Annotated in this window: 10 protein-coding genes and 1 riboswitch; of the genes, 5 read left to right on the forward strand and 5 right to left on the reverse strand. The window is 68.2% G+C overall.

All coding sequences use genetic code 11. The features are described 5' to 3' along the window. The coding region (locus tag B4L26_RS07140; RefSeq protein ID WP_290717547.1) for an NADP-dependent isocitrate dehydrogenase at positions 1–756 on the reverse strand (756 nt) is incomplete at its 3' end. A gap of 372 nt (positions 757–1128) precedes the next feature. Here B4L26_RS07140 and B4L26_RS07145 point away from each other — a divergent pair. The 3 genes from B4L26_RS07145 to metX all read left to right on the forward strand — a co-directional run bounded on the left by B4L26_RS07145 (position 1129) and on the right by metX (position 4867). Then, positions 1129–2079, forward strand: a complete 951-nt coding sequence (locus B4L26_RS07145; protein ID WP_290717482.1) for an acyl-CoA thioesterase — start codon at positions 1129–1131, stop codon at positions 2077–2079. A gap of 80 nt (positions 2080–2159) precedes the next feature. Next, a riboswitch (SAM riboswitch) is annotated at positions 2160–2275 on the forward strand. Between the two features lie 56 nt (positions 2276–2331). Further along, positions 2332–3651 carry a bifunctional o-acetylhomoserine/o-acetylserine sulfhydrylase gene (locus B4L26_RS07150; RefSeq protein WP_290717484.1) on the forward strand — a complete coding sequence of 440 codons (1320 nt, stop codon included), beginning with the start codon at positions 2332–2334 and terminating at the stop codon, positions 3649–3651. Positions 3652–3676: 25 nt separating this feature from the next. Beyond that, entirely contained in the window at positions 3677–4867 is a 1191-nt protein-coding gene (gene metX / locus B4L26_RS07155) for a homoserine O-acetyltransferase MetX (protein ID WP_290717486.1), read from the forward strand. Between the two features lie 5 nt (positions 4868–4872). On the opposite strand, the gene B4L26_RS07160 is transcribed toward metX, so the two are convergent. Next, positions 4873–5295, reverse strand: coding sequence for a DUF3017 domain-containing protein (locus B4L26_RS07160; RefSeq protein WP_324550286.1), 423 nt, complete (start codon positions 5293–5295; stop codon positions 4873–4875). 1 nt (position 5296) lies between these two features. Beyond that, on the reverse strand, positions 5297–6163 hold the full coding sequence (locus B4L26_RS07165; RefSeq protein WP_290717488.1) for a bifunctional methylenetetrahydrofolate dehydrogenase/methenyltetrahydrofolate cyclohydrolase: 867 nt from the start codon (positions 6161–6163) through the stop codon (positions 5297–5299). 62 nt (positions 6164–6225) lie between these two features. Between B4L26_RS07165 and B4L26_RS07170 the strand changes: the two genes are divergently transcribed. Beyond that, complete coding sequence (locus tag B4L26_RS07170) at positions 6226–6690, forward strand: tRNA (cytidine(34)-2'-O)-methyltransferase (protein ID WP_290717490.1); 465 nt, start codon at positions 6226–6228, stop codon at positions 6688–6690. 13 nt (positions 6691–6703) lie between these two features. On the opposite strand, the gene B4L26_RS07175 is transcribed toward B4L26_RS07170, so the two are convergent. Continuing rightward, positions 6704–8071: an FAD-binding oxidoreductase gene (locus tag B4L26_RS07175; RefSeq protein ID WP_290717492.1), complete on the reverse strand. Its 1368-nt coding sequence runs from the start codon at positions 8069–8071 to the stop codon at positions 6704–6706. Positions 8072–8231: 160 nt separating this feature from the next. On the opposite strand from B4L26_RS07175, the gene B4L26_RS07180 reads away from it, so the two are divergent. After that, positions 8232–9380, forward strand: a complete 1149-nt coding sequence (locus B4L26_RS07180; RefSeq protein WP_290717494.1) for an RtcB family protein — start codon at positions 8232–8234, stop codon at positions 9378–9380. 74 nt (positions 9381–9454) lie between these two features. Here the strand turns inward: B4L26_RS07180 and B4L26_RS07185 are convergent, their stop codons facing one another. Next, a complete protein-coding gene (locus B4L26_RS07185) occupies positions 9455–12805 on the reverse strand; it encodes an error-prone DNA polymerase (RefSeq protein ID WP_290717496.1) in 3351 nt (1116 codons plus the stop codon). Positions 12806–12865 lie beyond the last annotated feature (60 nt).

Below are 12865 nucleotides of genomic sequence, written 5' to 3' on the forward strand. Positions count from 1 at the left end.
GTCGATCAGGCGGTGCTCGTAGTGCAGGCCGGCCGCGTCGAACTCGGCCTTGAACTCGCGGTCGAAGATGTCCTGGAAGATGTCCTTGAATGCACCGTCGTAGGCCTTGAGGATGGTGTTCTTGGTCGACAGGTACACCGGGTAGTTGCGCTGCAGGCCGTAGTTGAACGACGCCCGCGCGAAGTCCTCGATGGACTTGTTGAAGTTGTACATGCCCATCACGACGCCGCCCTCTTCGGGCAGCTTCACGATCTCGTGCTCGATGGGCTCGCCACCGTCGTCGGGCGTGAACGTGATGGTCACCGTGCCGGCGTTGGGCACCTTGAAGTCGGTGGCGCGGTACTGGTCGCCGAAGGCGTGACGGCCGACGACGACGGGCTTGGTCCAACCGGGCACCAGACGCGGCACGTTGGAGATCAGGATCGGGGCGCGGAAGATCGTGCCGCCCAGGATGTTTCGGATGGTGCCGTTGGGCGAGCGCCACATCTTCTTCAGGCCGAATTCCTCGACGCGGGCCTCGTCGGGGGTGATCGTCGCGCACTTCACGCCGACACCGTGTTTCTGGATGGCATGGGCCGAGTCGATGGTCACCTGGTCGTCGGTCTCGTCACGATGCTCGATGCCGAGGTCGTAGTAATCGAGGTTGACGTCGAGGTAGGGGTGGATCAGCTTCTCTTTGATGAACTGCCAGATGATTCGAGTCATCTCGTCGCCGTCGAGCTCGACGACGGTTCCCTCGACCTTGATCTTGCCCATATGGCTGGTGCCCTCCTCGGCATCGGGTGCGCAGTGGTGGCTGCGACGGGGTCGGAGCAGCAGGGCCGCGGCGTGGGTGACACGTCGACGACCCGCATGGATTAAACCTAGTACGCGGTGCTGTCCGCCGCTGTTCACCGCAAACATAACGTCCGTACTGTTTGCCGAGTCTACTCGGTGGGATTGTTGCGTTCGTCACCGCATCCCCGAGCGCTCGGTCGGTCGATTTGTGGGCTCGGTGGACGCGATTCCGGGGCCCATTCGGCGGTTGAGGATACGGACGGATGAGGAATGGATTTCGGCCAGATGACCGACTCCGCACGTGCCGCACCGGGTGCGTCGTGAGGATTTCCGGCCCCTCACCATTGGCCCATGACCGACAACGGACGGATGACCCTGCGCTTCCTCGCCGCCCCCACCGACGTCGCCTCGATGGGCGGTGCGGTGCGCGGCGGCCGACTGCTGAACTGGATCGACAAGGCGGCCTACGCCTGTGCCGCAGCCTGGTCGGGCGGCTACTGCGTCACCGCCTACGTCGGCAACGTCCGGTTCTCCCGCCATGTCCGCGCCGGCGACCTCGTCGAGGTCACCGCCCGGATCGTCTACACCGGGACGTCGAGCATGCACCTGATGTGCACGGTGTCCTCGGCCGATCCGTGCACCGGTGAGTACCGCGAGGTGAGCGACTGCCTCGTCGTGTTCATCGCGCTGGACGAACATCGCCGCCCGCGTGCGGTGCCGCCGTGGCGCCCCCGCACGCTTCAAGAGATCGCCGACGCCGAGGCCGCGATCGCCCGCATCGGCCTGCGCAAGCGGATCGAGGCCGAAATGGCCTCGACCACCTACAGCGACGCTGGCATCGCACCGGAGGCGAAGATGCGCTTCCTGGCCGCCCCCACCGACGTCAACTGGGGCGGCAACGCGCACGGCGGCCGGATCATGGAATGGATGGACGAGGCCGCCTACACGTGCGCCACCCAGTGGGCCAGCCAGGACTGCGTCTCCGCCTATGTCGGCGGCGTGCGCTTTTACGCACCGGTGCACATCGGCGACGTCGTGCGCACCCGCTCCCGACTGCTGCACACCGGCCGTCAGACCATGCACATCGCCGTCCGGATGAGCGCTGGCGACCCGCGCACCGGTGAGTTCCGCGACACCAGCCACGCGCTGGTGATCGTCGCGGCAATCGACGCCGACGGCGACGCGACCGATGTGCGGCCCTGGGTACCGACAACCGCCGAGGACATCGCACTCGACGCGCATGCCCGCGCCCTTATCGGGCTGCGGCGAGAAGTCCCCCGCGCCCCGCTCCACGTGCACTGACGCCTTCTCCGCGCCTTTCCGTTCACGTCGATTCCAGACCCCGCCAGCGGTGGGGTGACCGTGTTATATCCTTGATGGCAGGTCCAGAGAATCAGCGTCAAGCCCCGGCTTGCTGATCGACAACCCTCCAACCGCGGTGGGGTGCTCCGGGTGATGACCTGGCCAGGCGGCGCAGTCCGCACGGCAAGCGCGGGTCCGACGGTCGGACCCAGGCCGGGGAAACCCGAACCGACCAGAAGGTGAATGAGAACCATGTCGCAAGAACAAGACGATCCAACGACGGGTTGGAGCTTCGAGACCAAGCAGGTCCACGCGGGCCAGGCCGCTGATGCCGCGACCAACGCGCGTGCACTGCCGATCTACCAGACCACGTCGTACGTCTTCAACGACACCACGCATGCCGCCAACCTCTTCGGGCTGGCCGAGCCGGGCAACATCTACACCCGGATCATGAACCCGACGCAGGACGTCGTCGAGCAGCGCCTCGCCGCTCTCGAGGGCGGCGTTGCCGCGCTGCTCGTCGCCTCCGGCCAGGCCGCGGAGACCTACGCGATCCAGAACATCGTCGAGGCCGGCGGACACGTCGTCGCCAGCCCGCGCCTCTACGGCGGTACCTACAACCTGCTCCACTACACGCTGCCGAAGTTCGGTATCGAGACGACGTTCGTCGAGAACCCCGATGACCCGGAGTCCTGGCAGGCTGCGGTTCGCCCCAACACGCGCGCCTTCTACGGGGAGACGATCTCCAACCCGAAGATCGAGATCCTCGACATCTCGGCCGTCGCCGAGGTCGCCCACCGCAACGGTGTGCCCCTCATCGTCGACAACACGTTGGCCACGCCGTACCTGCTCAACCCGCTGGCGCACGGTGCCGACATCGTCGTGCACTCCACCACCAAGTGGATCGGCGGTCACGGCACTTCCATCGGCGGAGTCATCATCGACGGCGGCACGTTCGACTGGACGTCCCAGCGTGACGGTGAGGACTTGTTCCCCGGCTTCACCCAGCCCGACCCGAGCTACGGCGGAGTCAAGTTCGTCGACCTCGGCGCGCCCGCCTACGCACTCAAGGCACGGGTCCAGCTACTGCGCGACACGGGTGCGGCGATCTCGCCGTTCAACGCCTTCCTCATCGCGCAGGGCATCGAGACGCTGAGCCTGCGCGTGCAGCGCCACGTCGAGAACACCCAGAAGGTGGCCGCTTACCTCGTTGACCACCCGCAGGTCACCGACGTGTACTACGCCGGACTCGACTCGTCGCCGTACCACGAGCTGGCGGGCAAGTTGCTCCCGAAGGGCACCGGCTCGGTCATCAGCTTCGAGCTCGACGGCGGTGTCGATGCAGGCAAGCGGTTCGTCGATGCACTGACCCTGCACAGCCACGTCGCCAACGTCGGCGACGTGCGGTCGCTGGTCATCCACCCGGCTTCGACGACACACAGCCAGCTCACCCCCGACGAGCAACTCGCCGCCGGCGTCACGCCGGGCTTGGTCCGCCTGTCGGTCGGTATCGAGGGCATCGACGACATCCTGGCCGACCTAGACCGGGGTTTCGCGGCGGCCAAAGGCTAGGGAGCGCACGATCAGCGAGGCCGAGGTGACCATCCTGCACAACCGCCGACCCGGCGCGGACGCCACGTCCGTTCCGGCGTCGGCGGCTGCGCCGACGGATGATCCGCCCCAGGCGGAGTGGGCGTCGACGCCCGACGGCACTTACCATCGGGTCTCAGTCGGTGACATCGCGCTCGATGGGGGCGCGACGATCCCGGACGTCACCATGGCGTTCTCGCGATGGGGGCGGCCCAACGCGGCCCGCGACAACATCGTGCTGGTCCTGCACGCGTTGACGGCTGACACGTACGTCACCGGGCCGGCCGACGCCGACCACGTAGCTGCCGGCTGGTGGGACGGCCTCATCGGCCCCGGGGCCGCGGTCGACACCGACGAGTGGTGCGTCATCGCCGCCAACGTCCTCGGCGGGTGCAACGGGTCGACTGGCCCCTCGTCGATCTCCCCCGACGGCAAACCGTGGGGATCCCGATTCCCCCATCTGACCGTGCTCGACCAGGTGCGCGCTGAAGCCGCCCTGCTCGACGAACTCGGAGTGACGTCGGTGGCCGCAGCCGTCGGCGGTTCGATGGGCGGTGCTCGCGCCCTCGAATGGGCTGTCACCTATCCCGAGCGCACGCGCGCCGCATTGGTGCTCGCGGTCGGCGCCCGCGCCACCGCCGATCAGATCGGCACACAAACCACGCAAATCGCGGCCATCAAGGCCGACCCGGCCTGGCAGGGCGGCGACTACCACGGAACCGATTTCGCACCGACCACGGGCATGGGCGTGGCACGCCGCATCGCGCACCTGACCTATCGCCACGAGGTCGAACTCGACGAGCGGTTCGCAAACTCGGCCCAGGGCGACGAGGATACGCTGCTCGACGGCCGCTACGCAGTGCAGTCCTACCTCGACCACCAGGCCGAGAAGATCATTTCCCGCTTCGACCCGGCGTCCTATGTCGCGCTCACCGAGGTGCTCAACAACCACGACGTCGGGCGGGGGCGCGGCGGCGTCCGCGCCGCGTTGAGCTCCTGCCAGACGCCGGTCATCGTCGGCGGCATCGACAGCGACCGGCTCTACCCCATCCGCCTGCAAGAAGAGCTCGCCCGCGAGCTCGGCAATTGCGTGGGCGGCCTGCGCGTCGTCGAGTCCGTGTACGGCCACGACGCCTTCCTCGTCGAGTTCGACGCCATCGCCGACCTCCTGCGCCAGACGGTCGCCCTCGCGCGCTGACGCGGTTAGCGTGTTCCCAAGGGATCGATCGTGAACGCCATCCAGAGCACGACGGTCGCCAGTGCCGTCAGCGCCGAGACGTCGAACACGCGGCCGCGCACTTGCAGCAGACCCGCGCGGCTCGTCGGCAAGACCGCCCGCAGCACCGCGCCCAATGCCAGCGCCCCGCCGAACACGAAGGCACCGCGCCGCCACCGGTCGACGAGGACCAGCACGACCGCCAGCGCGACGACGCCCAGAACGAAGAAGTACGGGAGTTGCATGAGGTACCAGCGACGGACACGCGCCTTGCGCAGCGACCGGGCGCGCTCTTCGTTGGTCGGCAACTCCTCGATCGGCGGCAGCACCCGCGGCTGAGCCCGGGTCGTGGCCCACTCGCCGGCGCCCGCCACCTTGGCGGCGGGCTCCTCGTCGTCGGGTCGGCTCACCTCAGGCCTCCCGCGCCGCCAGCTGCGCCTCTGCGCGCTCGACGATGTTGACCAACAGGAATGCCCTGGTCAACGGCCCGACGCCACCGGGATTGGGTGACACAGCACCGGCCACCTTCCACACATCCGGGTGGACGTCGCCGACCAGCTTCCCGTCGTCGCCGCGGCTGACCCCGACGTCGATCACCGTCGCTCCCGGCGCCACCATGTCGGGCTTGATCAGGTGCCCGACTCCGGCGGCGGCGACGATGATGTCGGCGCGGCGCGTCTCGGCCGCGAGGTCGCGGGTGCCGGTGTGACACAGCGTCACGGTCGCGTTCTCGCTGCGCCGCGTGAGCAGCAGGCCGATGGGCCGGCCGATGGTGACGCCGCGGCCGATGACGGTGACGCGGGCACCGTCGATCGGGATGTCGTAGCGGCGCAGCAGCGCGATGACGCCGCGCGGCGTGCACGGCAGCGTCGACGGCTCCCCCAGGACCAGGCGGCCCAGGTTGACCGGGTGCAGGCCGTCGGCATCCTTGAGGGGGTCGATCCGCTCCAGTGCGGCGTTCTCGTCGAGGTGGCGCGGCAACGGCAGCTGCACGATGTATCCGGTGCAGGCGTCATCGGCGTTGAGCTCGTCGATAGCCGCGTTGAGCTCGTCGGCCGTCGTATCGGCCGTCAGGTCCTTGCGGATCGAGTTGACGCCGATCTTCGCGCAGTCGTTGTGCTTGCCCTTCACATAGGACTGCGACCCCGGATCATCGCCGACGAGGACGGTGCCCAGGCCGGGTTCGATGCCCGCGGCCTTGAGCCGCTGGACCCGCGCGGCCAGATCGTCGAAGATCTCGTCGCGGGTGACGATTCCGTCGAGTCGAATGGCGCTCACGCGGCCATTCTTCCACGTCGGCCCCGCCGTGCCCGGGCGGGCGGTGCGCTAACGTGCGATACGTGTTCCGCATCCTGTTCGTGCAGCCGGCCATCCCGCCCAACACTGGCAACGCGATCCGGCTGGCCGCCAACACCGGATGCGAGCTCCACCTGGTGGAACCGCTCGGATTCCAGATGACTGACGCGCAGGTCAAGCGGGCTGGACTCGACTACCACGAGATGGCGCACGTGACCGTTCACCCGAATCTCGACGCCGCGTGGGCGGCACTGACTCCGGAACGCGTCTACGCGTTCACCGCGCATGCGACGCGGTTCTACACCGACGTCGAGTACCGGCCCGGCGACGTGCTGATGTTCGGCCCGGAGCCGACGGGGCTGAGCGAGGAGATGCTCGCCGACCCGCACCTCACCGACCGCCTGCGCATCCCGATGCTGCCGGCGCGCCGATCGCACAACCTCGCCAACTCGGCGTCGCTGGCCGTTTATGAGGCGTGGCGCCAGAACGGATTCGACGGCGCGGTCTGAGAAGCCGAGCGGTTCAGAGCATGACACCGGGGTTGAGCAACCCCTGCGGGTCCAGTGCCTGTTTGATCGTGCGGGTCAGTTCCATGACGTCGTCACCGACTTGGGCGGCGAGGTAGCCCTTCTTGAGCCGGCCGACGCCGTGCTCGCCGGTGATGGTGCCGCCGAGGCTGATGGCCAACTCCATGACTTCGCCGAATGCGAGGTGGGCGCGCTCGGTTTGATCGGAGTCCGCGGGGTCGAAGACGATCAGCGGGTGGGTGTTGCCGTCACCGGCGTGCGCGATCACCGAGATCACGACGTCGCGCTGCGCGGCTATCGCTGCCACCCCCTCGACCAGCGTCGGTAGCTGAGGCAGGGGCACGCCCACGTCCTCCAGGAGCAGCGATCCGAGCCGTTCGACGGCGGGGATCGCGGCGCGGCGGGCCGCGGTGAACATCTCCCCCTCGTCGGGGTCGTCGGTGGAGAAGACATCCCCGGCACCGTTATCGCGGAACGCCTGCTCGATGATGGCGATCTCGGCGGCACCTGCCTCACCCGGAGCGTCGGACTGGGCCACCAGTAGCGCCCCGGCGCTGCGGTCCAGATCCATGTGCAGCATGTCCTCAACGGCGTTGATGGACACCGCGTCCATGAATTCGAGCATCGCCGGACGGATGCGCCCGGTGATGGCGAGGACCGCCCGGCTGGCGTCACCGACGCTGGCGAAGGTGCCCACGACCGTGCTGGCCGGGGGCTGCGCCGGCAGTAGCCGGACGGTGACCTCGGTGATGATGCCCAGCAGTCCCTCGCTGCCGACGAACAGCTTGGTCAGCGGCAGGCCCGCCGAGTCTTTGAGGAGTTTGCCGCCCAGGCGGATCGCGCGGCCGTCGGCGAGCACCACTTCCAGCGCCAGCACATAGTCGACGGTGACGCCGTACTTCACGCAGCACAGCCCGCCGGCGTTGGTGGCCGCGTTGCCGCCGATACTGCAGATCTCGAACGACGACGGGTCCGGCGGATACCACAGACCCTCCGCGGCGGCGGCGGCCTTCACCTCGGCGTTCAGGGCACCGGGTTCACACACCGCGGTGCGGGTGGCCGTGTCGATGACGATGGTGCTCATCCGCTCGGTGGTCAGCATCACGGCACCGTCGACGGCGGTGGCGCCGCCGGACAGGCTCGTGCCCTGGCCGCGGGTGACGATGGGCACCGAATTCGCCGCGCACCACCGGACTGCGGTCTGCACGTCGGCGGTGGTGCGGGGGCGCAGTAGTGCCAGCGGCGTCCCGGCGTCGGGATCCTCGGCGCGGTCCTGCCGGTAGGAGGCGAGGATGTCCGGGTCGGTGATGACCACGTCACCGAGTTCGGCAGTCAGGGAATCGAGCAGTCCGGAATTCGTCACCGACCCAGCCTGTCAGAGCGCCGACGTTTGTGACCACATAGTGGTCACAAACGTCGACGCAAAGGCACATCCCGATATTCGTTCGACGCTTGGCCAGCACTTTCGTACCGTTGTCGGGCCGCCGACCGGCGGCACGAGAACAACGAACATCGGAAGATCCATGAACGCGCAATTCCCCGTGTCACTGACGGGAGCTACCGCACCCACGCTGCTGTGGGCACAGGAGACCTCCATCGAGGCCGCCGCCCTCGACCAGCTGCGCCGGGTGTCGCGGCTGCCGTGGGTCCACGGGGTCGCGGTGTGCCCGGCCGCCGTCGGCGTCGACATTGGCTGCGGGATGGCCGCGGTGAAGACCGACCTCGTCGCGGCCGACCTGCCCGACGACCTGTCCGGCATGCGCAGCGCCATCGAGGCCAAGGTGCCCGTCGGACGACACGGCCATGACTCCCCGGTCAACACGGCCCGCCTGCACTTCGGTGCCGGGGGCGGAGCGAGCGGCAGTTGGGACCCGTTCTGGAAGCGGTTCACCGACCTGCACCGCGGCGTGCGCCAGCTCGACACGCGTGCCCAGCGGCAGATGGGGTCCCTGGGTGGCGGCAACCACTTCATCGAGGTCTGCCTCGACGACGAGGGTGCCGTCTGGATCATGCTGCACTCCGGCTCCCGCAACATCGGCAAGGAGCTGGCCGATCGGCATATGGCGGTGGCGGCGAAGCTGCCGCACAACACCGATCTGCCTGACCGCGACCTCGCCGTTTTCGTCGCCGGGACACCAGAGATGGACGCCTACCGCCGCGACCTGGAGTGGGCGCAGGAGTACGCGGCGCGTAATCGCGCGGTGATGCTCGCGCTGGTGTGTGCGGCGGTGCGGGAGAGTTTCCCGGGCCGTCAAGTACGGTTCGACGAGCCAATCAGTTGCCACCACAACTATGTGGCGGTCGAGGAGATCGACGGGATCGAACTGCTGGTCACCCGCAAAGGGGCGATCCGCGCGGGCACCGGCGACCTGGGGCTGATCCCCGGGTCCATGGGCACCGGCTCCTACGTCGTGCGCGGACTCGGATCGGCAGAGTCCTTCTACTCCGCGTCGCACGGTGCGGGGCGTCGGATGAGCCGCTCCAAGGCGCGCAAGACGTTCACCGCCGCCGACCTGGTGGAGCAGACGGCCGGTGTCGAGTCCCGCAAGGACTTCGGCGTGGTCGACGAGATCCCGGCCGCCTACAAGGACATCGACGAGGTGATCGCGGCGCAGACCGATCTCGTCGAGGTCGTCGCGCACCTGCGCCAAGTGGTGTGCGTGAAGGGGTGACCCGAGATTGAAATGTCAGAGTGCCGACGTTTGTGACCACATAGTGGTCACAAACGTCGGCGCAAAGGCACTTCTCAACACCAGTCCCGCGACCTCGTGCCGACGCGCAGGTCCAGACGCTGCAGCCGATCGGCGACGACGGTGACGGCGCCCTCGGCGTTCTGCACCTTGCCGCGCACCACCAAAGCCGTCGCGGTGTGCGCCAATTCGCGGTACTTACGCCACAGGCCCACCGAGCAGACCACGTTCACCATGCCGGTCTCGTCTTCGAGGTTGATGAACGTGACGCCCGACGCCGTTGCCGGGCGCTGCCGGTGGGTCACCGCACCGGCGACCAGGACGCGATCCCCGTCGTCGACGGCGAGCAGTTGGTCGGCCGGCACCACCCCCAGAGCCGCCAGCCGCGGGCGCAGGTATTGCGTCGGGTAGCTCGTCGGGGTGATGCCGGTGGCCCACGCATCGGAGGAGGCCAGCTCTACCGCGGAGAGACCCGGCAGTTCCGGTGCCGCCGAACCGGCGCGCAACGGCAACTGATCGCGACGATGCCTCGCCGCCTCTCCCGCCGCCCACAACGCCTGGCGCCTGGTCAGTCCAAACGCATCCAGCGCGCCCGCGGTTGCCAACGCCTCCCACTGTGTCTGCGACAGTTCGACGCGGGCGGCCGCGTCGTCGAGGTCGGCGAAGCGCCCGTGTGCGGTGCGCTCGTCGACGATCCGCTGGGCCGCCTCGTCGCCGAGCGAGCGCACCCCGGCGAGCCCGAGCCGCACCTGGGTCCCCGCCTCCTCCAACGTGGCGTGGGCCAGCGAGGCATTCAGATCAGGTCGGTGCACCACCACACCGTGCCGGCGGGCGTCGGCGACCAGCGACTGCGGCGAGTAGAACCCCATCGGTTGGGCGCGCAGCAATGCGGCGCAGAATGCGGCCGGATGGTGCAGCTTGAACCAGGCCGAGTAGAACACCAGCGACGCGAAGCTCTGCGAATGACTCTCCGGGAAGCCGAAATTGGCGAAGGCGGCCATCTTCTCGTAGATGCGCTCCGCGGTCTCGCCGGTGATGCCGTGGAGTTCGCGCATACCGTCGAAGAAATTCTGCCGCAGCGCAGCCATCTTCTCCGGCGAACGTTTGGAGCCCATCGCGCGGCGCAGCTGATCGGCCTGTGCCGCACTGAACCCGGCGACGTCAACGGCCATCTGCATCAGTTGTTCCTGGAACAGCGGGATGCCCAGGGTGCGTTCCAGCGACCGCTCCAGCGCCGGATGGTCGTAGCGGACCTCCTCACGACCGTTGCGGCGACGGATGTAGGGGTGCACCGACCCGCCCTGGATCGGACCGGGTCGGATGAGTGCGACTTCGACGACGAGATCGAAGAAGGTGCGCGGCTTCAGCCGCGGCAGCGTCGCCATCTGGGCACGCGACTCCACCTGGAACACCCCGACCGAGTCGGCCCGGCACAGCATGTCGTAGACGTCCGTCTCGGTCAGGTCGATGCGCGCCAGGTCGACGTCGATGCCCTTGTGCTGCGCAACCAGGTCGATCGCATAGTGCAGCGCCGAGAGCATCCCCAGCCCGAGGAGGTCGAACTTCACCAGGCCGATGGCCGCGCAATCGTCCTTGTCCCACTGCAGCACGCTGCGGCCCGGCATCCGCGCCCATTCGGTGGGGCACACGTCGGCGATCGGACGGTCGCAGATCACCATGCCGCCCGAATGGATCCCCAGGTGCCTGGGCAGGCCGCGGATCTGCGCGGCGAGGGCGGTGACGTCGTCGGGCGCCTCGTCGGGCATCCGGCTCCATGCGTCCTGCTGCCCGGTCGCGTAACCGAGGGCGCGCGCGGTGTCGCGCACGGCTGATTTCCGACGGTAGGTGATGACGTTGGCGACCTGCGCGCTGTAGTCGCGGCCGTATTTGCCGTACACGTACTGGATGGCCTCTTCTCGACGGTCGGACTCGATGTCGACGTCGATGTCGGGTGGACCGTCGCGCTCGGGCGAGAGGAAGCGCTCAAACAGCAGGTGGTTGGCGACCGGGTCTACCGACGTGATGCCCAGCGCAAAACACACCGCCGAGTTCGCGGCGCTGCCCCGGCCCTGGCAGAGGATGTCGCTGCGACGGCAGAAGTCGACGATGTCGTGCACGACGAGGAAATAGCCGGGAAAGTCGAGTTGAGAGATGATCGCCAGTTCGTGCTCGATCTGCCGGTGGGCGGCCGGGTGCTGTGCGGGGCTGCCGTAGCGGCGCAGTGCCCCGCGTCGGGTGAGTTCGCGCAGCCAGCTGGACTCGGTATGCCCGTCAGGTACGTCGAACGGTGGGAGTCGCGGTGCGATGAGACCCAGTTCGAAGGCGCAGTCGGCGGCCAGCTGTACCGCGTTGTCGATGGCGTCGGGGTGCGCGCGCAGCAGGCCGGCCACCTCGTCGCCGCTGCGCAGGTGTGCTCCTCCGACGCCGGGCATCCACCCGTCGATCGTCTCGATGTCGGTGCGGGCGCGGATCGCGGCCATCGCGATCGCGAGCCGACGACGATCCGGCCCGGCGAAGTGTGCGCCGGTCGTGGCGACGACGGGGAGCCGGGATCGGGCGGCGATCGCCGCCAAGACCGCGTTGCGCTCGTCGTCGTCGGGCAGACCCGACGAGGTGAGTTCGACGACGACGTTGTCGCGGCCGAAACGCTCGATCAGTTCATCGAGTGTTCGACGTGCGGCTTTGGACCCACCACGGTCGAGTGCTCGGCGCACCGCCCCCTTGCGGCACCCGGTGAGGATCAACCAGTCGCCCGTCTGCCCATTCGACGACAATTCGTCGAGGTTGTAGTGCAGCTGCCCTTTCTCCCCGCCGCGCATGTGTGCGGCCGCGATCGTCCGTGACAGCCTTCGATAGCCTTCCGGGCCCCGCGCCAAGACCAGCAGATGCTCGCCGGGCGGGTCGGGGACCCCGGTTCGAATCGCGGGTCGTGATACAGCCGCTCCCACCTCGCTGTCACTTGACCATCCGAGTGACAGCTCGGCCCCGAACACCGTCGGCAATCCGAATTCACGCGCAGCCTCGGCAAAGCGGACGATGCCGTAGAAGCCGTCGTGGTCGGTGAGTGCGAGTGCCTTCAGATCCAGGCGCACCGCCTCTTCGACCATCTCCTCCGGCGATGACGCCCCGTCGAGGAAGCTGAATGCACTGTGGGCGTGGAGTTCGGCGAAAGCCGTCGTCGACCGGATCGGGCGCACCGTCTCATCGGCGAGATAGGCCTCACGTTTGCGCGACCACGCCGGGGAGTCTCCGCCGTCGGGCACGCCCTCGTCGTCGGTGTGACCATCGGCGTGCTGGTCGTAGGGCGGTGGGAAGCTCTCCCCCGGGCGCGCACCGTCGCGTCTCGGGCGTCCCGACAGCACCCGTTCCATCTCCGCCCAGCTCGGCGGGCCGTTGTGCCAACCCATCGAACCATTCTATCGAACATATGTTCGTGTAGTGAGAGGTTGTGATCGGTCGGTCGCCTT

The organism is Gordonia sp. UBA7599, assembly GCA_002477755.1.
Lineage (GTDB): Bacteria > Actinomycetota > Actinomycetes > Mycobacteriales > Mycobacteriaceae > Gordonia.